The following is a 23,101-nucleotide window of genomic DNA, read 5'->3' as shown; positions in this document are numbered from 1 at the left end:
GCGATGCCCGCATCCCAGCCAACCCCGCGTGCCGACCAGCGACGGAACCCGAACCGTGAAGCGTTCTGGCGACAAACCCTTTCTGACCGACTGCAGTCCGGACTCTCGATCCGTGCCTTCTGTCAGCGTGAGGGACTCAGCGAACCAGCTTACCACTACTGGCGACGGGAACTGAAAAAGCGGGATGCCGAGACAACCGCTGCAGCTTCCTTTCTGCCCGTTGAAGTCCAACTCCCTGCCACGCCGATTGAAATCGTGTTCTCACAGGGCACCTCGGTTCGCGTCGGAAACGGCTGTGATCAAACCACGCTCGAAACCGTGCTCGCCGCGCTGGAGCAGCGCGCATGCTGAATCTGCCCACCCGCATTTATTTCTGCACGGTCCCCACCGATATGCGCAAAAGTTTTGACGGCCTCCTGCGAATGACCGAAGTCTACCTGCAGCAAAACGTACTCGACGGGGGACTATTTGTGTTTCTCAACAAAAAACAGGATCGGATCAAGCTGCTGTACTGGGACCACGATGGTCTGGCCATCTGGTATAAACGGCTGGAAGCGGGCACATATCAGCGTCTCTCCAGCCCGGAGGGCACACATGGCCTACAACTGTCCTCAATCGACCTGGGGCTCCTGCTGCAGGGCATCGACCTGACCAGCGTGCAGCGCAGAAAACGCTATCAGATTTCAGAAAAAGTATCGACTTCATAAAAAAACAGTTCCCGCCTGACAACGATTATGTTAAGACGTGGAACATGAACCAGAAACGATCCTCATTGCCGAACGACGTCCAATCCTGCCATGATATGATTCACCAGTTGGGTGAGACCGTGGGAGAGCAACAGCGGGAAGTCGAGCAACTCAAACATTTCATTGATCGGCTGCTGCGACAGCGGTTTGGCGCCCGTTCTGAAAAGATCGCCCCCAATCAAATGAGTCTGTTTGACGAACCCGATACTCCAGAGGAAGCGGCCGAGCCCGAGGACGATGAACCTCCTCCCACGACGGTTTCCGCACATCGCCGTCGTGGCGGTGGCCGTAACAAGCTGCCCGATCATCTGCCTCGGGAACGGGTAGAGCATGACCTGACCGAATCGGAAAAACGCTGTCCCTGCTGCGACCAGACACGGCAGCGGATCGGAGAAATCAGCCACGAACAGTTAGAATTCATTCCTGCCAGCCTGAAAGTGATCGAGCACGTACGTTTCAAATACGCGTGCCGGGAGTGTGAAGAGCATGTGGCGCTGGCTCCAGTTCCTGCCCGGCCGATTGCCAAAGGCTTCGCCGGCCCCGGCTTGCTCTCGACGATCCTGGTGGGGAAATACTCAGATCATCTCCCCCTGTATCGTCATGAATCCATTCTCAGCCGGAATGGCGTACAGCTTTCGCGGAGCACGATGAGCCGCTGGGTCCTGGAAACCGCAGAATTACTGCAACCGCTGATTGATCTGATGAAAAGCCGGGTTTTGCAATCCAGCGTCGTACATACGGATGATACGACGATTCCCGTCCAGGACCAACGGCTTTCCCGCACGCGGACCGGCCGGTTCTGGGTTTACTGTGGCGATGTCGCGCACCCGTATTCGGTCTATGATTTCACCCCGAACCGGGAACGCGCCGGTCCCCAGGCGTTTTTAGAACACTTTTGCGGTTATCTGCAGGCAGACGCGTATGCCGGCTACGAAGAACTGTACCGGTCAGGCAGAATTCACCAGGTCTTGTGCTGGGCGCATGCGCGACGCAAGTTTTACGATGCGCGGACGGTGCAGCCGGAAGCCGCTCACCGGGCATTATTGTTTATCCAGCAGTTATACGCGATCGAACGGGAAGCCGGCGTGTTGAAGTCGGATCTGCCACAGCCGGCGGACTGCGAACACTGGTGGAAACGCCGCTGGCAGTTGCGACAGAAACAGGCGCTACCGATACTGGAAAAGTTCTGCGACTGGTTGACGGAAACCGCGCGCAGTCTGTTACCGAAAAGTCCGGTGGCAGCGGCGATTCAATATCTGTTAAGCCGCTGGTCCGGGTTTACGCGGTATTGTACCGAGGGCATCCTGTCGATTGACAACAACCTGGCCGAACGCACCTTGCGTCCCTGTGCCCTCGGCCGGAAGAATTATCTGTTCGTCGGCAGCGACCGGGGCGGCCAGGCGGCCGCCGTGCATTACAGCCTGATGGCCAGTTGCAAAGCAAACGAAGTGGAACCGTTTGCCTATCTGCGCGATGTGTTGACGCGGATCACCGATCACGCCGCCGATCGCCTGGAAGAACTGCTGCCAGACCAATGGCTGAAGCAACACCCGGAAGCCCACTACACCCGCCGACGCTGAACCCGGCAGCGATTCAGTTCAGTCATTGATAGACCGTGTATTTGCTGAAACGGTTACAGTTTTGTAACCACACAGACCGACATCTATACTGGTAAAGTGGCGATCGATTTGTTCATTCAGGACTCGCAGATATGTTTTTTCTGCATCAATTAACCGACCAAAGTGGTGGTGTAACATCGCTTGCCGAAACAAAAGTTCCTTGTCAGCGGGGAAGTGGGTCAGCCCCTGGCTGCAATAGTCCCAAGCCTCCTGGTGTTGCTCGTTTTGAGAAAGGGCATTGACCAAGAGAGCATAGGCTTTACGGACTTGGGATTCACTGGGATGAGAGACATCCAGACATTGCTTAAGATACTTGATGGCCTCTGGATATTTCTCATCATCTGCATAAGTCATTCCCAGATTGAAGAGCACAAAGGGATGGTTGGGGCGTTCCGCGTTATCCAGTTCGAGAAGCCGATAATCGCGTTCCAGCTTTCGCTTTCGTCCTTCGACACTGTGATCAGATCCTGAATGCACGACATACAGATCAGTCCAGGAGACATCGCCTCCTCTTCTTCGGATAGCGGAGATAATCTGCTCATGAATCCGATGCTCGAAACGTAAATCCGAGTAATTCCGGAACAGTTTCACATGATCCACGGCTGTCATACTGACGTCACCTTCCGGTCCCGGACAGTGAACCTGCATGATAAAGCCCAGCAAGTGGTCCGGATGGTCTTGTGCCGCCAATTCTTTCAGCTTTCGACCGCATTCTTCAGTGATGGTATCATCGGAGTCCATCCAGAAAATCCATTTTCCTTGAGCGTGTTTGATAGACTCATTGCGTGCGGCAGAGAAATCATCACACCAGGGGAATTCGAACATGCGGGCACCGTACTCGCGGCAGATGTCTGGGGTGCGGTCTTTTGAGCCGGTGTCAACTATGATGATTTCATCCACCCAGGGACGAATGCTTTCCAGACAGGGACCTATGGTATCTTCATTGTCGCGGACAATCATGCAGAGTGAGAGTGTATGTGGATAATCGACTTTGTCAGCTTCTATTGTGTCTTGAGACAGTTCTTTTTGTTCGACTGGTGTTTGCCATTTCTCTCGATATTTCTGCTCATTTTCTTGCATGATTCCTGTAAAATTAATATTTGATCCAATGAAAGAGCGGCTACCGAAGTGATGCACGAACGAGTCGGCAGCAATTATGGTACGGTATCCGGCAGCGTTGGCCCTACGACAAAAATCATCGTCTTCAAAGCATCCAATGCCGAAGCGTTCATCCAGTGTCCCAATTTTGTCAACCAACGTTCGTTTGAAGAGCATACAAAAACCGACCAGCCTGGATTCATCCAGCGATTGCTGATCATGTCGTTTTCCCCAATCCCAGGCGAAACCATCCAGGCTGGCTAAATCGGTATAAGTCACAGGTATCTGCTGAGGTCCGCTAATATTATTGGAAACAGGGCCCACAATTCCAATATCTTCAGAAGAGTGTAATCGTGTCAGCAGGCGATGTAACCAGCCCGTGGTCATCAGAGTGTCATTATTCAGAAGCAAAACATTTTCTCCTGAGGCAGCCGCGATTCCCTGATTGACCGCTGCTGGGAATCCTCGATTGTCGGAATTCAGGATCATTTGGGCGTCAGCTAGTGAGCTAAGATATTCGGGAGTACCATCGGTGGACCCATTGTCGACCAAAATGAGTTCATACGGCTCATCGGTTCGCATTCTTAAGCTGTCGATGCACTGTTGCGTGTAGGGTAATTGATTATGCGTCACGATAATAATGGAAGTCAGGCCATAATCCGGTTGGGGGCGTTTGGTCGCAGTAATCAAATACTGATAGGCATAGAATTCTTCGACTTCCTCAGGAGGGAGACCATCAATGTGCAGACTGCCGATTTGAACTTTGCCCGGGTATCCCTGTTCTTGCCATTGCTGGTATCCCGGTCCTGGCACGATTTGGAGTTGGTCGATCTGGTAACCAGCGCGGAAGAACAGTTTTTCAATTTCTCGCCTGGTGAAAAATCGGTAATGAGTCTGATCAAGCAGTCCAGCACGTTCGTAAGTCCAGTTTCCTTCAATCAACCCGGCGAGCACACTTTGATTTCTGACATTGGGAATGCTGGCGACAATCGTTCCTTCCAGAGTCAACCAATGGGCAATCTGCTTTAAGATCTTTTCCGGAGACTTCAAGTGCTCAAGTACGTCCGCACAAACCACACAATCAAATTCTGCTTCAGAAAATTCATTGGAGAGTGTTTCAATATCGTGTTGAACGACTCGGTCCAGACGTTTACGGGCGTCCTGTGCTGCCAGTGGATCTAATTCAACTCCTGCAACCTGTGCTGATTGGCGCTGTTTGAGCGATTCCCCCAAGCGTCCCGTGCCGCATCCCAGGTCGAGTATTGTTTGTGCTGTTGACGGAATTAAAGCCACGACTTCTGGACGAGGGAATTTGAAATAGGGACGGTCTTGTTTGGATGAATTTTGAGAAAGTGCAGGAATTATTTTATCTCCAACTTTTGATTCTTGGGAATGCTTACTTGAGGAATTTTCCAATAATGAAAGAGCCCGTATTACTGCTTGCTCGCTCAAGTCTATATGGTCTTCCTGCACCGAAAGCGCTTCTTCTCCACTGGCACCCTCCAGATCGGTAACTTCCGCTAACAATGATTGGTGACGACGATTCAGCAGTAACGAAAAAATGCGATCCGCTTTTCGAAACAAAAGTTCGTCAACCCCATATTTTTCTTTGTACACATCGAATGCATTTACCCATTCTTTTTGAAAAAAGGCCCCCCAGCCCACCAGAGACATCTGTGCCTTTCCGAAACAGTTCTCTGCATTCGCAAACAGATGGGGATGCTTGAGCCCGTGGGCAATCCGATCGGGTGATGCCAGAAAGGCTTCATACAATTCAGGGATATTATGGATAATGCAATCATCGTCCTGCGTGAAAATAATTGGATGCTGCGCTTGTTGAGCACATAAAAACCGTCCATAAGTAACTAGATTTTGATCGGCTTGAATGACGCGTACGCCCTCCATGTCGATTTCCAGATGTATTTCCGGATTGTTATTCCAGATCAGGATGTCATCAATGAACGCGTACTGTCGCAGATGGGAAATGATTTGACCGATATTGTCAGGACGTTTCCAGGAAAGCAAACAGGCAGAAACGGATTTATCTGGTAGAGGGATATGGTGACTTCTGTGATCTTGTTCTTCGGTTGAAGAATTTACAGGAGAGGGGGGCGGAACGTTCATAGAAACGCTGGTTTTTGATTGCCGCTCTTCAATCGATGTCAGTAACGTCAGCATACGATGCTGATACGTATGCTGAGAAAACGCCAACTCGTGTCCCTGCCGAGCAAGTTTTTCCCGTTCTGACTCATGTTTCAGGTAATAGTCTGCTTTGTCGAGCATTTCTTCAGGACAAGTATAGGTGGCAAGATGCTGACCCTCTAAAAACAGTTCAGACTGTCCGTTCTCAGCCAGATCGTTGGTGAGCAATAGACTGCCACAACCTAATGCTTCGAACACGCGCATGTTGATGTCATTTTTGATACTGCGGTTGAAGATCAGACGGGAGGCAGAATAGATGCGGGCCATCTCTTCGAAATACTTCTGACCAATAAAGTGGTACGGGTATTTTTGAACGAGCGTATTAAGTAAGTCACAGCGTTCCTGGCCAATCAGATTTCCCACAAAAGAAAAATCATACTGTTTCTCTACCTGATAGGGACGGTGGATTTCTGGATCACAAGCTAATGGCAACCATAGTGCGGATGAAATGCCTTCATTTTGTAGTTTTCGGGCACCATCTTGTTGTGCGGCAAATACGAAGTCGTAGCGAGACGCTTTTTCCAGACACCAGGAGAAATCCATGTGTGTATCAATCACCCAGCAAGCCGCTGGTCTGAGATGCGCGGGTAAATGATATTGAAAGCCGTCATCAATATTGAGAAACAGATCAAACTGATCAGCGGGAATATCTGGAATTTCTTCTGGCAGGAAGTGTTCTACTTCCGTTAATTTTCCTAATGCACGACGACAGTAAAATCCAGTCGTTTCGGGACGTGCCTGATTGTCAAAAATGAGAGCGATACGCTTGATATTCACGGTGTTCCTCACTGAATTGAAGCTATTGTGCTTTGATGGCATAGCAATAGAAGTTGCTATCATTTCGGTTATGCATTAGATAAAGTTTCCCAAAGGCTGTCTCAGCTTATTGAAAAGTTGTTGGTAATCGCGTTCGATGACATCCTTCCATCGAAATCGTTCTTCATATTGCTTTCTTCCATTTTCCCCATACAGGTTTAATTGCTCTGGGTCGTCGAGCAGTTGGTTCAGCTTCGAAGTCCAGTCTCTGGCAACTCCTGGTTCACAGAGTAGTCCTGTTTTCTGGTCTGAAACACTAAAAGGAAGGCCACCAGTATTGCTGGCGATTACGGCTAAACCACTGGCCATCGCTTCAACTGAAGTTCGACTCAGACCATCGGGAACGACCGTCGGTACGACACAGAGATCAGAGTGCCGATACCATCGAGGAAGCTCTGCTTGTGACTTCCAGCCCACATATTTTACAAACTCATCTTGTTCCTGAGGTGGATCAGAGGTAACGATCAATTCGAAGTCTTGCCTCGTCTTCCAGAGCTGTTCACAAACTGCCAGTAACACAGGAAACCCTTTGATCGGTTCATGGATGAGCCCGGCAAAGATGATGGAAACTTTGGATTCACTGATTTCTGAGGGGCACTGTTCGTCTGCAGGCGGTGGCCAGGGGAATCGGGATTCGTCCATTCCCCAGGTGACGACTTCAACACGGTCACAAAAGGATTCATATTGTGCTGCAATAGTGGGATTCAATACCAACACTGCTTCCGCATTTTGAAATGACTGCTGTAGGAGTTCATTGTATTCAGTCGATCCGACTCCGCTAAGCTGTCTTTCTAACTGGTGAAGTTGACCGGATCGATTTTTGACCAGGCAATTAAAACACGTCTCTGGGTTGATAAATTGATTGTTTTCGCAAGGAATAACACCTTGAGGTCCTGGAAGTATCTGTAAATTATTCAAGGGACAGAGACACTCCAGAGCCTGCATTCGCAGAAAGTAAGGAAACTCATTGACCGCATCTGCCAGATGTGGCTTGAAATTCCAACTGTCTGTGATGAGCACACAGTCTGGCCCCCACTCTCGAACCGTCCTACGTATACGATTCCGAATGGTATTTGCTTTCCAATCTTCTGGTGCAAAATTCAAGATTTGACTTTGAATAGGAGCACCTGCTTCTATTTGACCGATCTGCCAAGGATCGTAACGGACACAGAAATGTTGTACTTCATACCCAGCACGAGTTAGAAACTGGACCAGTTCGGTGGTATGGATATTGCCGCCCCCCGTCGACGGCCAGTTATACAAAAAACTAACGATGGCGATTTTTTGGTGGGGATGAGATACAGGTTGTTGATGGTTTGGTTTCTCTTGTTGCGGGGAAAGAGAAGCAAAGTTCTCTGAAGGATTCGAGACATCAAATCGTTTTTTGGATTTAGACGATTCATCTTCTAAAATGCGATCGATGAGCATTTTAAAACGTTTGCCGATATTTTCCCGAGAAAGTCTCTTGCGCAACTCGGCCCCAAATTCAAGCGTTCGCTTTCGATATTCATTCGAGAACCAGAAGTCCTGATCCTCGACCGATGCGACTTCAAACCCTTGTTTGGCTAAATATCTAACGTTGGAACTTCCCGAGATCATAGCTAGAGATAAACCTGAGGCAATACACTCAATGGCCTTGGTTGGAGGTTTGTGTCTGGCCCGAAAGTCAGTTCCCTTGATGTCAATGGCACAACTGGCAAGCTCAGCCCACTTAATATGTTTATCTGGTGTCCAGTTCTCAATGTGAACCGATTGACTTCCATTGAATCCTAGTTTGCCTGGGGGAACAGTTGATGCTTCCTGATCTAGATTCGTAAGAATCCACAATTCTCGGGGTAAGGGATTCTGGTTAACCCACTCAATTAAAGGCGGGAGATTCGAACAAATGCCCGTCCATAAAATCGGATCCTCTTCTGGCCTGGGGGCCAAGGATTTAGAAATGAATCGCAGGTGATGATCAAGATATTCCACAGGCGCATATGAATGGAAATATTTTCGGAGCGATTCAGAGTGTGTGATGATCTGTTGGCACTGAAATAGCTTCTTTCCGTCCCGGTCTATATCACGTACAAATCCGTATCGATCTACAGGGCAGTAAATAATCGGGACATCTGCAGGTCTTGTCTCCATCAACTGCGGAAAGTCATATTTAACGATAATAGCCAAGTCACAGTGGGGAATTGAGTCTGCGAAAAATTCGATATCAAAATATTGCGATAGTTCCTCTCCCAGCTCTTTTCCGGTCCATTCCCAGAAACCAATACCATGGTAAATAGGACCTATACAAATATGTTGTTTCGACTCTGTCATCTACTTTCCAACCGAGTATATAGCCCAATTCAAGAAGCGATACTTGAGAAGAGCATGATATGTAAAGCTGAAGGGACTAAACGAGTTTTCGTCTTGTTGAAATCAAGAATTGTTTCAAGAAAAGCCTCGAAACGACACTTGACTATCCTCGTGTTTAGTGTGTCTATATGTTATGGTTGGTAGCTGTGAAATCAAGTGAAACAATAAAGTTTAAGTACACAAATTTGCTGGCTCTAACCTTACCACAATACATGGACATTGCTGTTTATCTTCTCTGGTAAAAGAAGATACTGAGAATCGTATCTGTCAGTTTTCTTTAGCGCTGTTTTAAGAGAATGGGGATTTTAGAAAAATAACTTAATGGAAAATTGTTCTCGTATTCTCCCCCAGATATGACCATGTATCGTTTAGAAACGCGAACTCTTACTTTTCAAGATAGAGAGCCTCAACAACTATCAAATAAACGACTTAGGGCTAGGCAGTTGTGTCTGCAAGAACAATCATAAACGTCACCTGCGCGTCGGGAACTCTCATTATCAGGCCAAAGTACCCTGAATTTTGATAAATCGAACCATGAACCTGACTGCAGCTAAAATCCCAAACTCACTTAGTAAACCAACTTTTGGTATCAGGGCTCCATATGCGGGATAGATAAAAAAAGCATCCAGAGGCTGCCCCGAAGACAGCCCCTGGATGATCTCGAAACCAATCTGTTACTTTCTCTTTTCACCACTGATAACAGATATCTCGCTCCGCAACTGGCCTTCTTTTGCATGTACTCAGGCCCCGTTTGCAACTGGACCGGATCGATTGAGAGTTAACAGTCGGCAACGCAGATCGCCAACAGAGGGTCTCTGAGAGCTGTACCTGACATATGGAGCACGGTAGCTCAATTCACTTCTCTGCAGACCGATACACCAGGTAAATAAATCGAAATTCTCAAACCTGGTCCACCGATCCCCTTAGTCGGAATCGTTCTCAAAGAAACTATACTTGTGATCTGTTATGTTCCCGCAGATTTACGACGCAGATCAGGCATGGTCTTACCTTCTGCTTCGAAAGACATCTTTAAATAACGGCGGGCTGTGACATCAGAACAATCCATTATGTCACTTATTTCTTCCAGAGACTTCTCTTCGTCTAGCAATTTTCGAGCTCTTGTGGCTATTGCTTTCTGCAACTCTTCCTTTGTCGGCATAGAAAGGCCATCCTGGGCATAACTCCATTCCAGAGCCTTGTCGATGGTAGGGGGAGAACAGCCATATTTTTCTGCCAGTTTCAACTTTGACCAACGAGATTCCCACAAAACTCGTGCTTCGGGGCCTATCTTGGAAAGGTCATACTTGGGAGGCCTCTTGCCTCCACATTGCAGTTTGACATTATCTTTTGCATCAGGATGGGTATCCAGATAGTATTCAACAGCTGCCCGCACTGTGGGAGGTGTGACGTCGAATTCTTTGGCCAGTTTAGCATACGACAGTTCTTTTTCCTGACGTCGATGAAAGACCTCTGAAGCATAAATCTGATACCAGTGCTTCTCGTGAGGAACATCAAATTCGATTTCTTCAAACCATTCTGGCCCTATACCGGTAAACCGTTCGGGATCAGTGGCAAATGCCGCCGCAGATTCCAGTTCCTTGCCTTCTGGACCGATTGACTCTACCCGTAGTTTTGCGCGACGTCGAGGGGTTGCCTGATGCTCCGGCGGCCCGTCAAGCATATCTGATTGCTCTTCACCTTCTGGTTTACTGGAATTATGCTTCATAAACTCTATGCAGTGTGGAAGAGGTCCCAGGCGACATAGCTTCATTTTGACATGTCCATCTGTGAAACATTCTATCCGGTCAATGTGTAGAGATAATTCCAAGTTACCCCGGGTGGCATTTTCACCTGCCAGCACATCGTCTAAACGATTCAAGCTTTCGAGAACAAGTTCCGGGTTGAGTAACTCTGACATGTACTGTTCTCGTTTCTGTCGCCGTTCAAGTTGTAGTTTGATATCACGCTCTCTGCTTTCGGCCCGCTGATAATCCAAATGAATCTCGTCACGGATTGATTGTGGGAGTTTTGGGTCGGACAAAGAAATCATCCACCCCTTTTTCTGATCAGCTATGCATTCAATCTCATGTAACAGAGAACCTTCTCGTCCTGAATCATCCTTCAGTAATTTATTCATCTCCTGCTGTATTTCACGTAAAATAACTGGGTACCAGTGTGAATTGGTTAGACTATCGATATCCATTGTGATTCTCCCTAATACAAGAATTTATTCGAAAAGAAAAAGCTACGATGGTATAGCAGCCGATCGTAGCCAGAAATAAAAGGGTTCAGCCTGAAGGGAACAGACGACTTTTGATAGCATCTATTACCATTTGACGAAGCCATTTTTCAGGAATCGTTTTATTGTTGGAGCAGATCCCGGACTTATAGCCTGGGCAAGTGTAAGCTGTATATTCGCGAGTTTCATTGTTTTTCGTGACATAACTACCGCCCCGACTTGGAACCATAGATCTGTTGCAATGGCCGCAGCGAACCAGGCCTGTCAATAAATAGCGAAGTGTCATACCTGGAGCAGGAGCTTTGATCTGCTTGTCCGATTTCGGTGTGGTTTTAGCTAGTGCAGCTTTCCGTAATTTTCCACGCGTTTTTCTTATTCGTCTGACTCGATCAAATACATCGGGCTCCACAATTGGCGTGCAATAGTCATCGATACACAGCTGTTCTTCGACAGGGATCTTTTCAATAACCCGGCAATCACTGATGATGTCTGTTGTGACCTTGGGCCAAACCATTTTTCCTATGTAAATTTCATTATCAAGCCATGAACCCACTGTGGAACCATGAAACGGTTTTTGGTGCTCTGGTACATCCTCATGATTATTAAGAAATTTGCATAATCGGTCTTGTCCCCAGCCTGTCTCATCAGCTTTTTGGAACAGTAATTTTATTGTGTTTGCTGTTTCAGGATCTGGAACAATAATGCTGTAAGAATGAGAATGGCCGTTTGCATTTTCCTGTCGGGTTTCGAGTTGATAACCAAATGGAGGTTTACCACCCGACCAGCGACCTTGCGAAATCGCATCCCGTTTACCTCTGAAAACACGATGTGCTTTCGTTTTTCCTTCTTCGACGGCGCGTATTTCTTCAATAGAATTGTAAATACGTCCTTGAGGAGTGTTGGGATCTCCAAAATTGGATTTTGCATCCAGGATTAACACCCCATATTTGTTATACAAATCACGACGGATCTCTTTCAGATCGTCCACTCTTCCAAATCGGTCAATATCATCAACCAGGATAACATCAGGACTAATAGCACCAGACTTGATGTCAAACAGCATATTCTGGTAACCAAGTCGTTTTCTGAGCAGTCGTCCGGATATTCCATCATCGCGATAGTCAGCCAGATTCTTCCAGTGTTGATACCCACATCGCCTCAATACCAAATCAATTGTATTAAATTGCTGATCAGGGCTTGATGGGTTCTGGTTAGGGTCGCTCATTCGACCGTAACGGATGTAATTGAGAGGTTTTCTGAAGTCTAACTGTGGTCTAATCATGATCTTTTACCTTATTCATTATGTCGTTTGATCTTTTGCCATAATTCTCTGGCAACCGATCTGGCGATAAATTTAATCAACCTCTGTTGCTGTCTTTTTCTTACCTCTGTTGCTAACAGGACCTGCTGGTCAGGTGAAAGACCGTTCGGAAAAGGAAACTCTCCTTCAGCGATCAGTTTTGCTACTCTGTCCAGCTTTTCAGGAGTTGAGATTAGATCAGCATTTTGTGTGGTCGATTTGAGAATAGAGTCACTCATGGTTCGCTCCTTAAAAGAAAGGAGTCTGGAGTGCCTCTCCAGACTCAGAATGTAGAATCTTGAGTTCACAGACCTCTTACAAAGTGCGAGAATTTTGTAAGAGTTTGGAGTCAGATTTAGAAAATGGAACTGTTGATTAGGCGCGGCAAGAGGCACTAGTTCCGAATAGTAAGAAGATCCAGGAGTCAGCCAAGCAACGTAGTACGAGCAGATAAGTTGGTGGCGACAATGCAAGATCAGCGTTTCAGGCAATCTCTTTTAGACTGGACGAGCTAGAAGAATTCTTCTAAGACGCGGATAAACTATCTGAGCTCTCTTCTCTGAACCCAATCAAAAGTATTTGAGACAAAGAACCAGGAGAAATCATCAATTTAGTAAGAAGAGTGGTAGGGGGGAATTGAAAACTTATGTATCAGCGATGGTGATTACGGCTGTGATTTTGACACGAAACAGTACTATGACTCTTAAAAAATATGTATTTGGGTCGGATCCAAGCGGAGTATGTAGGTTCGAGGCTCAGCCCCTTTTTCAACCAATTTCCAGAGTGATTCGGGCAGACGTTCATTCAAACGACTCCAAGATGTTGCCATGGCTGATAACGACCCTGAGCCTAGTGGAAATAAATCATTTTCAGTAACACAGTTTCTGCGTTTTGCTTTTTTAGCCAATAAATGTAGAAATTCCCATTTTCTGCCCTTAATCGGACCAGATATTTTTCTGTTTTCCCAGTACGCTTCTCTAGACTTTTTGATTAGAACTAAACCGCCGGTTACAATGGCTTCTTCGATGTCATCATTATGTTGTTCATCATTTTCGTATAGATCTTTCATATCTCCCAAAGCATGGGCAATCCGGTCTGTTGTTTCTTGATCCAGAAGTGCATTCAGTCTGCTTTTGATAGACTCGATTCCATAGTTCAAATCCGTTTCAGGAAGTAACAACCAGTCCAATTGCGGTTTCAGTCCAAAAGCGGCATAGACCTGGGTAAGTATGACCGCTGAGTTTATCAAACGGTTCTGTTTGCCGCTTTTTAACAGGTGTTTACATTCCAGCCAGTCAGTCTCCAGTTTTTTCCACTCGTTTTCGAGTTGATCGACTAACTGTCGATACGGGCGCCCCGTTGCTCTGGTGGCTTTAATAGTAATCGCTCTTAATTTGGATACAATCTCATACCATTGCCGAGCCCGTTCCAGAAAACAGCGGACGATAAAATTTCCCACAGGGTCTAGCTCATGGTTGAATGCAATAATAAGTCCACCATGTTGAACTCTTTTACCGTCAGCATCCTCAGAAAATTCCTGCACTGGATCAAAATAATCTGAACTGTTTACTAATGATAGGTCGGTGTTTTGAGCCAGATGGTCAACTTGCGACAAAATCATTTCTAATTCATTGAAATTTCCATTTTTTTTGTCCAGATAGGTCGTGTCTTCAGCAGTTATTTCAATAGTCCCTTCCATCACGGTCAGTCGGGGAGGATTCTGCTCTTCCAGTTTTTTTCGAACCAGTTTTTTCTCAGTTAATTGAGATAAGGATTTCGCGCATCTCAAGATGCCTTGTTCCAGAGACTCAATCAATCGACGTTCCGGTGTATCTGCTCCGGACATCAATGTGATAAACGGCCAGTTAGCATATTCTTGAAACCTCAGACGCTGGCTATATTCCTCAAGAGCAGGGCAGACATCATTCCTGATACAAGCCTGCAGCTTTGCCCGAGGATATTCATAACTTGGTTTGTCTGCCCGGGGGAGATTGCTGTCGAGTCTTCGCTCTGCCAATTGCAACGAATCCATAACGGTCTTATATCACTCCTCTAATTCGTGTTCTTTTTATAAAACTATGCTCAAACTCTTACAAACATTGTGACGTTTTGTAAGCGAGTTGTGAACGCCAATTTTTAAACTGATCCCGACTGATGGGTTTCATCGGAAGAAACCTGTTCGATACCAAAATTCAAGGGCAGTTTTAAAGACGCGTAAGATGGTTCGTAAAACAGACGACACCAAACCAGAAGACTTTTCCCAGAAACAGGTGGAACCTGTTGCGAAAAGTTCGACCTGGTGTGATAAATATAAAGCCAAACATCGCTGGATTCGTATCGAGAAATTCCCGGACGGGATTGAACCGCCTCAAAAAGTACGTATCTACAGACAAAACGACTACTTTCGGCTTCAGTTCTGGGACCCAGCTGCGAAAAAGAACCTCACAGAACGGGTCGACGGTGACCTGGTGACCGCAATCTTTCGTGCCCGGGAAATTGAGGAACGACTCAAACACTTTCGCTCATCCGGGCTGGGTCGAGGAAAACTGAAAAATCAGAGTCTGCTGGACCTCTATCAAAGTCACTTACAACGTCGAGCCGATGCCGGTGAAATCGATCCCAAAACGGTCAGGCGATACGGATCAGCATTAGAGCATTATCGCTGTTTTGTGAATCAACCACTGATATCAACGGAATGTCCATCTGCCACTAACGTCAATCGAGAATTGGTCTTACAGTTTCAATCGCATCTTAAAAATCTGCAGATTTCTTCAAACGGGCACCCCAATACAGAGAAACATTCCATGGTTTCCACTGATTATGTTCTCGATGTCGTAAGGGGAATGTATATTTGGGCGGCGGATCCCGATCGTGGGAACTTGATGCCATCCGGCTTTCGAAACCCTTTCCAAGGAAAATTCAGACAAACTGAGTCAGTTGCACCGGACTTGTTTGGTGAGCCCGACATCACAGTCCCCATGGCGGTAGAATTTCTGAAAAAATGCGACAGCTATCAGCTTCAACTGTTCGCCCTGTTGATATTTTATGGCCTGAGGGCTTCCGAACCCTGTTTTCTTTTCCGGGATAACCTGACCTCAGATGGCTGGTTGAAAGTCGTCTGCCTGCCCCAGATCAGTTACAGGACCAAGGGGAGACGGGATAAGCGGCTGCCTTTGCTTGAGCCTATTCGGACATTGTTCGAGAAGCATTCCCGCCACATGCAAGTAGGGTTGTTACTTCACCGGCGTAGCGTGTGGGAAGGAACTGAAAAATCACCATTGGTTAATTATTCCCTGAATGAGATCACCAAGGAGTACAACAGTCGTTGCAGAAAAAGCACAAACCTCAGTGCAGAGCAGGGGATACAGATTCGAGATCAATTACTCCAGGAAGCGGGCGGACTTAAATACGATCATATTGAAAACGAATTTCATCGCCTGGCTGATCAGTTATCCTGGCCAGCCGAGGCGACGCTTAAAGATTTCCGCCATCTGTTCAGCACAGCCATGATGAACGCCGGGATGCCAGAATACTACCGTAAATACTTGATGGGCCATGCCGTCAGCAAGTCTGCAATCAGCACTTACACCCACCTGGATCAGTTACGAGAACATTATCTGGAAGCCTGCCAAAGACAGTTTCAGCCCTTGATCGTAATTTTCACCAGTCGCAGTACTCAGATGTGTTCAGCAGCTTAAAAATGCTTTATTCGAAGAGACCGGAGTTTACTCACCGGCGAGAACCAGTTCACTTGACAGTAAATTCAGTGCCAGATCACGATCAACGGACAAATCTCGCAGCCAGCGTGCGAACTGATGCAACATCAGCCCGGCAGCAATGCCGGCGGTATAAATTGTACTGCGGGAAGTACACGCACCAGCCTGAGCTTCTGCCTGACGAAACAGTGTCGTCGTGTAGTGCTCCTGCGAGGGCAAGTCTGTAACTGTCAGGATCCGCATCACTTCTCCCTGCATCCGCCCATCGCACCAGAACGAACACTGCTCCCGGAGCGATCGCCAGATCGCAGAGCGACTGCTGATCGAGTCCACACAGACAAATACGACTTCCCCTGTGGGCAAGCCCGGCCGAAAGCGATTAGTCACCCGTTCCACTTCTATTCTGGCATCGATGGCCTGGAGCGTCTGGGTCGTTGCCTCAACTTTGAATCGCCCCACATCCGTTGCCAGGTATCCCTGCGTTGTAATATTTGTCGCTTCCACTCGATCAAAGTCCACTAACTGGATTTTTTGCGCTCCCAGAGACGCCAACTGCAGGGCTACCTGCCGACCGATGGCCCCCACCCCGACCACAGAAATCGTCAGTGAACTCAGTTTTTCGGCTGGTACCAGATCCGACTGGCGTACAAAACGATTCATAACTTGATTCATGTTTTTTCTTTTCAGTAGATATAATTTGCTGATTTGAAGTAATCGAGTCCTAACCATCAGAGCAGAAACCGCGACCACAGTTCCGAATAGTCCGCATCTGGATCCGGCCAGAACTTCGACTCCCATTCCAGAGCCGGAGCCGCTTCCCGAATACAGCGGATATATTCCCCTTCCCAGGCCGCGTGGTTACTGCCGGTGAACTCACCCCGGAAGTCGATACCAACCGAGAGCTGTTCCGATTCTGTTTTCCCCGTCTGCTTCAGTTCCCCATAAGTGGCCCCGTAACGAGCCAAAATAAACATTACGGCCCAGTCGCAGTTGCCAAACACGCGGGCAAACGTTTCATGATCAACCCTGCTGGGCTCAGCAGAACGCCCGGGATGCGTATGAATCCAGATCCGGGCAAACTGTTCCGGATGCCGCCCGGCGTCAATCTGATCATCAAAGAAATCGGCGACCGCTGCATCATCGAACGATACAGTCACCTCGGTACATGCCTGGCTGACCAGGACAATGTCTTTGACGAACCGGGGATGCTCGGCATCGGTGACCCCGGTCACGCAGGTAAATCAGCTTGGCCCAGGCATACGGACTGAACTTCAACAGACGCTGTTTCTTGCGACGCTGACGTTTCCGACGTGGTCGGTGCAACAGGCGTCGAGTCAATGGATGAGTCTTCGGATGGGGCATGATCTTCTTCCTCGCTTTCATTAAAACAGGCAGGACAGAGTTCGGAACAGAGACAGGAGCAGCAGCAACATTCGTCGCAAGCGTCACAGGTTGACAGGCAATCGCGGCAATAGATTTCGTCACAGGAGTTGCACTTATCAGTGCAACTGGCACAGAGGAGATCTCCACAATTCGAACAGCGGTGAAGGCAGCAATCACAGATCGTGTGCTCGCATACTGCACAGGAGCAGACATCTTCACGGGAGACTGAGTCACCACAGTCGGCACACACGACATTGAACCAGCGACAGAGCGAGACGTAAGCAGATCCCGAGTTGTAAGTCTGCAGGACCTGCTGAATCAGCAAAAAGAAGTCACACAGACGCCCCTCAGTGAGGGCCCGCTTGAGGGGAATTTTCCCCTCTCCTTCACAGAGCGTGTCTGCCTGCACGTGCGGATGATGGACGTCATCTTCTCCCGTTTGTGCCATTGAAATGATGCGATAAGGCTGGGAGTCGCTAAGCGCGCTCCAGCGAAAGCGGATCTCAAAGGTACCCAGGTCGATGTTTTCCAAAACGACGGACTGTGTCAGGACTACGATTTCCTGTTCATCCCAGTCAATCTCAACCGACTCGAATTCATTTGGTAACGCACAGAGTTCGGCATAAAGTGTATTGAGAGAAGGTGCCGGTTCGTGTTGGCTGCTTTGAATGAGTTCATCCCGAAAGGTCGAACATTCTCGAAATAAGTAATCGAACGACTGCTGCAGCCGTTCCCGGCAAATTCGCATGGCAGCCTGATACTGATACCGAGAGGCTTTCTGGTACAGGCGCTCCCAGCGTTCCACTCGGTCCCAGGCAAATGTGGGAAGTGACTTTAGACTATAAAGTCGGGCCGCATTCTCCTGATACTGAGCAGCGATTTTCATAGCAGCCCTCAACCAGAGTTTCTGGCGAGGTAACACGATCATGATGATCTCCTTAATAGAAAGAAGGCCACCTGCCAAACAGGTGGCCTTCAGGAACCAGTCATTCAATAAGATTTAACGGTAGCCTCAGCGACGTCGACGGGCTCTAGACCCTGATTGACTCTGGAAACGAATATTGCCCCCATGGACCAGAATGGCAATCAGGGTGAGAGCCCCAATGATGAATAGTCCCCAAGACTGGAGTGCGACGCCGATCAGCGCAGATACAATCAGGATACTGAGCAGATAGAGACTATTGAGTCGTTGTCGGGCTCCCATGAGGCTCCTTTCCAGTGAAGTATCGGAATACAGAGTTTGATATCGAGGTCCGCCCCCTCAATCTTGGTGGGAGTAATCGAGACGCGGTCCTCTTCCTGCAGCACATAGTCTGCCGTGGTCGGCTGGCGGTTGACTCGAATCAAGTAATCCTGAGGACTTCCGTGGGGCATACGTTGTTCGAAGAGCACTGACACGGTCAGTCCTTCTGTGATGTCAATCTGATCGGCAAAGCCGCTACCATCGTTGTTAATAAATAGAATTTTCATACAAGACTCCTTTGTGTTTGAGAAAAAGTGCTGCTGCAGTGTCAGCAGAAACGTCAGTAGTCTTCAGGTAGCAATATAGTCGTTGTACTCCGGTCCGCTTCGGTAATAATCCAGAACTTGATCTGGTCAGCTGTGTGGTAGACCGACAGTAGACGATCTCTATTCTTAAGCGCCGCATCATTGGCTTCCGCATCTTCCGGGCAGCAGTCGCCCCAGTCACCGGCAACATGTCGGGCCAGGGCGCGCTGCTGCTCATGTGAAGGCAACTGTTCCATTGCATTGGGCGTTGCCAGGATAGTCCCCGGTGAAAATGCGGGAGGATTCGCGCGAATCATGGTCGTCTCCTGAAAGAAACACGTTGGTTCAAAATCAGTAGATCACGAAGATGGGAATCCACGACCTTAAATCAAATCGAGCACTTTGCTGTGCCGTTGTACAAACAGAGCCACATTCTGCTGTAGACCAAGTTCATCCCAGTCCACTGCCTGCGGCGGACGCAGGTCTGGTTCCGAATCGAAATAAACTTCCAGGGGATTAACCAAGCTGAAGCCCCGCTGCCGGATGGTACGCACGGCTTCACCAGTGGCCATTACGACCGCCGCGTCCAAGTCTTTTTGGGTCATCGTTAGCTCCTTCGGAAAGAGAATACGACCACCCACAGCAGAGCGGTCGTGAAGTAAAACACAACCACCCCGCTTCCACGAGGCAGTAACAATCGTCTGTCAGCAATGAGCTGACATTAAACCTGGCTCCCTGTCGTAAAAACAACAAGCCACTCAGCCCCATAGGACTGAATGGCTTCTTAGGAGAAGTAGCTTCATTGAAAACACAGACTCAATGAGGCAACGCAGCAGGCTTAAGTGAGTCAGAGTTTGTCGCAAACGGAGAAAGATTTAGATTCAGGGATTTCGCAACGGTAATCTCCAATCCGCCATGAAAGGTATCTGAGATCAGTATTTTCTCAGGTTCAAACTCTTCGTCTTCGACCAGAATCACATTACTGGCTTTCAGGTTGACAAAATGGTGAAAGGTTCGAAGACCGGTTTCGTCAGCATAGGTAATACACAATAAACCTTCGGATGTGACCAGGATGTCCTGCACGTTAATCAGATCAGACGAATGTCGCTGAATTTCAATAATCTGGGGCTGTTGAGGCCCATCCATTTGCTCATTAGGCACAATAAACAGAATGGCGATCAGAATCACTAAAAAGATGATCGCACATAAGGCTACTTTTTCCATGGATGTCTCCTGTCAAAACTGCAGATTTGTACTCAGATTGATGTGATAGTTGTCAATTGTAAATCCCATGAATGATACTCATAGTCCGTGGTTTTATCGTCGTTGTCAAGTGTTAAATAACTGTATGGCAAAACGAGCAGATATTTTGGTGAGATTTGGACAACGAGTCCGGGAACTTCGCAAAGAGCAGGGCTATTCTCAAGAGAATTTTGCCTATGCATGTGAGTTGGATCGGACCTATGTGGGTGGGATCGAACGCGGCGAACGGAATCTTACGATACGTAAAATTGAACAGATTGCCGATACACTTGGAATTAGTCTATCCGAGTTGCTTGAAGGTGTATGAGGGGGTTTAAATCGCCGGGTCAATAACCAGAACAGCTCCCAGTTGATCAGATTCGTCCCCCAGAACTTGGGTGGCAGCTTCAATAGTGCTAAATAGACGAGAATTCTTTACACTGGTCGCATTACTCTGGCACACAGCATACCGCAATTGTGCTGTCAGAAGCTGCATTCGTAACCGTTGGATGTCTGCTTCTCTCCATTTCAGTTCAATCTTATCGCTACCAGCATAGATCTCGAAAATCTTTGAATCTTCGAGATCCATTTCTTCAGTCCAGTATTGCAGGGCAGCGCTGATTAATATCAGGTGTTGTTGCTGTAGCATTGATCTCCTTTCTCTAAAAAGCATTTCAGTTAAGGCTATTGGACGTGTGTAGATTCAGCGATCTGAAAAAGAGAAATCACTATATTCTCTGACAGCTATGATCGAGGCTTCATCTAATATGCCGCATTATCACGTTGGATTTAGTCTCCTACCAAATTGAATAAAGCGATTTATACGCGAATTAGGGAAGTTCGTCCTGGTCGTGAAGATGATTCAATCAATGGAGTCCACGTTTCGTTACTCTCCCCGCGGCGAGCTGAAACGGGGCGATCTATTTCGAGTCTCAGGCGGTCCCATCTATCGGGACAAACGCCGGCTCGGTCACCGCGGGACGTTTGAGTTTCTGTATGCATTTCAAATCGGGAAACGCGTCTACATCGAAGCACGCGAAGTGGATCCGAATTACGGATACGGCCGAAGTGCGACGCTGTTTGTAAAAGGTCGATCCTATCGCCGGCCGGCAACGCCTGGCGTGATGGTGAAAACTTACAAAGTCCGGAAACTGAGAAATCAACAAACCATTTAACCGATACGAATCGGAATCAAACCCATTACGAGAGGGAGTCAAGATGCAAAAACAATTTACATCCAGCGTTGAACGCAACATCGAAACCATGATTGGTTCCGATGGAGAGGTCTATTTATCTGCCAACGATCTTTGTGCTTTTATCAAACGAGGCTCTACAGTCACTCAGAAAATCGGACAGACAGTTCCGCATCCGTTGGTTGCAATGCAAACAAAAGCGATCTGCTCGGCGCTGAATACGCTTTCGAATTCGATCGAGATGACTGCTCGCAAAGAAAAAATGAAACAGCCTTCGAGGAACTAGGAAGAGGTGTTATGCAATTACAACAGCAAACTTTATTCGATGGTTTAGAAACAGAATTCCCAGAGCAAACGGAGTCTCTGGTATATGTTGATCGCTATCAAGATTGCAGTCATCTGTTCGTCGATCCGGAAACCCCACTGGATGAACTGCACTCTTTTGCAGAGTCTCTTAATCTCCCGGGATCCGCATACAAGACGACGGGAGCAATTCCACATTATCGCTTGAACAAATCACAGCGGAACAAAGCGCTTGAACTGGGGGCGATGTCCTGTGATGACGCTGGTGTGGATGCGATGACGCACGCCTGGAAATTGCCGGTGATCGGAATCTGTGTCACAGTCTCAGCTGATCCGTCGGTGCCAAACACAAAAGACGTCAGACGGACTTTTGGTTTCCGTGATCTACAGCCAGGTGCATTACTCAAAGCGGCCGTCAGAATGCAAGGACAACTCGGTGTCACGATCAAAGTAATTCGCGTCGTCTCTGTCCGGAAAGAAGCTTTGAGCAAAATGGAACATGATCGCGAATACGGGAAGCGAGAAGCGGCTCGTGAAGGGTTTCCTCATCTGACCGGTGCAGAATTTGTGGATTGCTTTTGCAAGAAATATAAAGTGGTCCCGTCGACGCCGGTGACGCGGATTGAATTTACCTATGTTTGAAGGGAGTCCTATTCATAATGTTCAATTGGTTTTCAAGGAAAAAGAAACTGGCAGAGTGTCTGGAAACACGAACAGACATAGACGATCCATCGGCTGGATTCGACATCATGACTATGTCACAAGTATCCAATGTAGAGCGCATCGAGCTACCGGAAGGCCCAGTAGTTTTAATCTGGCCAAAAGAACTTCACTCACACAGTCTGAGTCAGATTTATCGATGGTTCAGCTCTCTACTCAATCATCAAGAGAGTATCCGGCATCACAATTTAAATCCCAATGTTTCACATCCCGGCAATTGGCACAGGTACGGAATGGAACCGCAGCAGCAGGAAGGAAGGGATTGATATGCAGGAACTTCCACCTCTTCAACTCAACAGGCTCGAACAGAAAGCATTGCTGATGCTTTTCTGGAACCTCCTGATGCAAGGTAAATCCGCCCCCATTGGTAAAAGTGAATTTATTACTGCGCTACGCGATTGCGATGATGAAGAGCTGAATAATTGGTCCCATTCAAACGTAAAGTCCTGCCGGGAGAAATTTATCAAGCTGGGATTTGTTGAGGGGCATGATCTGAATTCGTCTGGTGAAAACCGATACTACAGTTCTCATTTGCAGGCGAAGAAAGCAAATCATTTAGCAGCAACTTTTTTCGCGGTCCTAGCCAGTTTTGTTCTTTTAATCACTCTGATATCCCTGGTTTTAGAAGTTGCAAAATCAATTGTATTTATTGTCAGTAAGTGACCTGGTAAGGGTTGTTACCCGGTC

23 protein-coding genes are annotated in these 23,101 nt (G+C 47.6%); 9 read left to right on the top strand and 14 right to left on the bottom strand.

The genetic code is table 11. The annotated features are described in order from the left end of the window. Positions 1-3: 3 nt before the first annotated feature. Genes tnpA through tnpC form a run of 3 tightly spaced genes read left to right on the top strand, consistent with a single transcriptional unit; the run spans position 4 to position 2,326 of the window. Positions 4-351, top strand: a complete 348-nt coding sequence (tnpA, locus tag Enr17x_RS20245; protein WP_145305627.1) for an IS66 family insertion sequence element accessory protein TnpA — start codon at positions 4-6, stop codon at positions 349-351. Further along, on the top strand, positions 345-707 hold the full coding sequence (gene tnpB, locus Enr17x_RS20240) for an IS66 family insertion sequence element accessory protein TnpB (protein ID WP_145305628.1): 363 nt from the start codon (positions 345-347) through the stop codon (positions 705-707). Before tnpA ends, tnpB begins: the two co-directional genes overlap by 7 nt. Positions 708-751: 44 nt before the next feature. Continuing rightward, positions 752-2,326 carry an IS66 family transposase gene (gene tnpC / locus Enr17x_RS20235; RefSeq protein WP_232100793.1) on the top strand — a complete coding sequence of 525 codons (1,575 nt, stop codon included), beginning with the start codon at positions 752-754 and terminating at the stop codon, positions 2,324-2,326. Between the two features lie 18 nt (positions 2,327-2,344). Here tnpC and Enr17x_RS20230 read toward each other — a convergent pair whose 3' ends face one another. The 6 genes from Enr17x_RS20230 to Enr17x_RS20205 all read right to left on the bottom strand — a co-directional run bounded on the left by Enr17x_RS20230 (position 2,345) and on the right by Enr17x_RS20205 (position 14,401). After that, positions 2,345-6,442, bottom strand: coding sequence for a glycosyltransferase (locus tag Enr17x_RS20230; protein ID WP_198000698.1), 4,098 nt, complete (start codon positions 6,440-6,442; stop codon positions 2,345-2,347). A 75-nt stretch (positions 6,443-6,517) separates the two neighbouring features. Further along, entirely contained in the window at positions 6,518-8,791 is a 2,274-nt protein-coding gene (locus tag Enr17x_RS20225) for a glycosyltransferase family 4 protein (RefSeq protein ID WP_145311526.1), read from the bottom strand. 1,003 nt (positions 8,792-9,794) lie between these two features. Continuing rightward, positions 9,795-10,748 carry a hypothetical protein gene (locus Enr17x_RS20220; protein ID WP_232100792.1) on the bottom strand — a complete coding sequence of 318 codons (954 nt, stop codon included), beginning with the start codon at positions 10,746-10,748 and terminating at the stop codon, positions 9,795-9,797. Between the two features lie 370 nt (positions 10,749-11,118). Then, positions 11,119-12,351, bottom strand: a complete 1,233-nt coding sequence (locus Enr17x_RS20215; RefSeq protein WP_145311524.1) for a recombinase family protein — start codon at positions 12,349-12,351, stop codon at positions 11,119-11,121. An 11-nt stretch (positions 12,352-12,362) separates the two neighbouring features. Next, on the bottom strand, positions 12,363-12,608 hold the full coding sequence (locus tag Enr17x_RS20210; RefSeq protein ID WP_145311523.1) for a hypothetical protein: 246 nt from the start codon (positions 12,606-12,608) through the stop codon (positions 12,363-12,365). Positions 12,609-13,072: 464 nt separating this feature from the next. Then, a complete protein-coding gene (locus Enr17x_RS20205; RefSeq protein ID WP_145311522.1) occupies positions 13,073-14,401 on the bottom strand; it encodes a hypothetical protein in 1,329 nt (442 codons plus the stop codon). A 187-nt stretch (positions 14,402-14,588) separates the two neighbouring features. Here Enr17x_RS20205 and Enr17x_RS20200 point away from each other — a divergent pair, with 187 nt between their 5' ends. Continuing rightward, positions 14,589-16,067 (top strand): tyrosine-type recombinase/integrase, encoded by a 1,479-nt coding sequence (locus Enr17x_RS20200; RefSeq protein WP_145311521.1) that lies wholly within the window; start codon positions 14,589-14,591, stop codon positions 16,065-16,067. A 27-nt stretch (positions 16,068-16,094) separates the two neighbouring features. Here the strand turns inward: Enr17x_RS20200 and Enr17x_RS20195 are convergent, their stop codons facing one another. The 7 genes from Enr17x_RS20195 to Enr17x_RS20165 form a co-directional block, all read right to left on the bottom strand. Further along, on the bottom strand, positions 16,095-16,757 hold the full coding sequence (locus tag Enr17x_RS20195; protein WP_145311520.1) for a ThiF family adenylyltransferase: 663 nt from the start codon (positions 16,755-16,757) through the stop codon (positions 16,095-16,097). Between the two features lie 56 nt (positions 16,758-16,813). Next, positions 16,814-17,317: an MPN domain-containing protein gene (locus Enr17x_RS20190; RefSeq protein ID WP_145311519.1), complete on the bottom strand. Its 504-nt coding sequence runs from the start codon at positions 17,315-17,317 to the stop codon at positions 16,814-16,816. Beyond that, the gene (locus Enr17x_RS20185) at positions 17,314-18,396 is read right to left on the bottom strand and encodes a hypothetical protein (RefSeq protein ID WP_232100791.1); all 1,083 of its coding nucleotides are present in this window, start codon (positions 18,394-18,396) and stop codon (positions 17,314-17,316) included. The genes Enr17x_RS20190 and Enr17x_RS20185 overlap by 4 nt, the downstream gene beginning before the upstream one ends. A 227-nt stretch (positions 18,397-18,623) precedes the next feature. After that, a complete protein-coding gene (locus tag Enr17x_RS20180; RefSeq protein ID WP_145311518.1) occupies positions 18,624-18,938 on the bottom strand; it encodes a hypothetical protein in 315 nt (104 codons plus the stop codon). 53 nt (positions 18,939-18,991) lie between these two features. Further along, positions 18,992-19,273, bottom strand: a complete 282-nt coding sequence (locus tag Enr17x_RS20175; RefSeq protein WP_145311517.1) for a hypothetical protein — start codon at positions 19,271-19,273, stop codon at positions 18,992-18,994. Between the two features lie 66 nt (positions 19,274-19,339). Beyond that, positions 19,340-19,561 (bottom strand): hypothetical protein, encoded by a 222-nt coding sequence (locus Enr17x_RS20170; protein ID WP_145311516.1) that lies wholly within the window; start codon positions 19,559-19,561, stop codon positions 19,340-19,342. A 211-nt stretch (positions 19,562-19,772) separates the two neighbouring features. Continuing rightward, positions 19,773-20,180 (bottom strand): hypothetical protein, encoded by a 408-nt coding sequence (locus tag Enr17x_RS20165; RefSeq protein WP_145311515.1) that lies wholly within the window; start codon positions 20,178-20,180, stop codon positions 19,773-19,775. Positions 20,181-20,304: 124 nt separating this feature from the next. Between Enr17x_RS20165 and Enr17x_RS20160 the strand changes: the two genes are divergently transcribed. Beyond that, entirely contained in the window at positions 20,305-20,526 is a 222-nt protein-coding gene (locus Enr17x_RS20160) for a helix-turn-helix domain-containing protein (RefSeq protein ID WP_145311514.1), read from the top strand. 6 nt (positions 20,527-20,532) lie between these two features. Here Enr17x_RS20160 and Enr17x_RS20155 read toward each other — a convergent pair whose 3' ends face one another. Beyond that, positions 20,533-20,847, bottom strand: a complete 315-nt coding sequence (locus Enr17x_RS20155; RefSeq protein WP_145311513.1) for a hypothetical protein — start codon at positions 20,845-20,847, stop codon at positions 20,533-20,535. 208 nt (positions 20,848-21,055) lie between these two features. Here Enr17x_RS20155 and Enr17x_RS20150 point away from each other — a divergent pair, with 208 nt between their 5' ends. The 4 genes from Enr17x_RS20150 to Enr17x_RS20135 all read left to right on the top strand — a co-directional run bounded on the left by Enr17x_RS20150 (position 21,056) and on the right by Enr17x_RS20135 (position 23,077). Further along, positions 21,056-21,373, top strand: coding sequence for a hypothetical protein (locus tag Enr17x_RS20150; protein WP_145311512.1), 318 nt, complete (start codon positions 21,056-21,058; stop codon positions 21,371-21,373). Between the two features lie 43 nt (positions 21,374-21,416). Then, the gene (locus tag Enr17x_RS20145; protein ID WP_145309594.1) at positions 21,417-21,677 is read left to right on the top strand and encodes a hypothetical protein; all 261 of its coding nucleotides are present in this window, start codon (positions 21,417-21,419) and stop codon (positions 21,675-21,677) included. An 11-nt stretch (positions 21,678-21,688) separates the two neighbouring features. Continuing rightward, entirely contained in the window at positions 21,689-22,336 is a 648-nt protein-coding gene (locus Enr17x_RS20140) for a DUF4031 domain-containing protein (RefSeq protein ID WP_145311511.1), read from the top strand. A gap of 345 nt (positions 22,337-22,681) precedes the next feature. Then, positions 22,682-23,077 carry a hypothetical protein gene (locus Enr17x_RS20135; RefSeq protein WP_145311510.1) on the top strand — a complete coding sequence of 132 codons (396 nt, stop codon included), beginning with the start codon at positions 22,682-22,684 and terminating at the stop codon, positions 23,075-23,077. Positions 23,078-23,101: the final 24 nt, after the last annotated feature.

The organism is Gimesia fumaroli (assembly GCF_007754425.1).
Lineage (GTDB): Bacteria > Planctomycetota > Planctomycetia > Planctomycetales > Planctomycetaceae > Gimesia > Gimesia fumaroli.
Note: the sequence above shows the minus strand (reverse complement) of the source record. Positions and strands in the feature narration are given on the sequence as shown.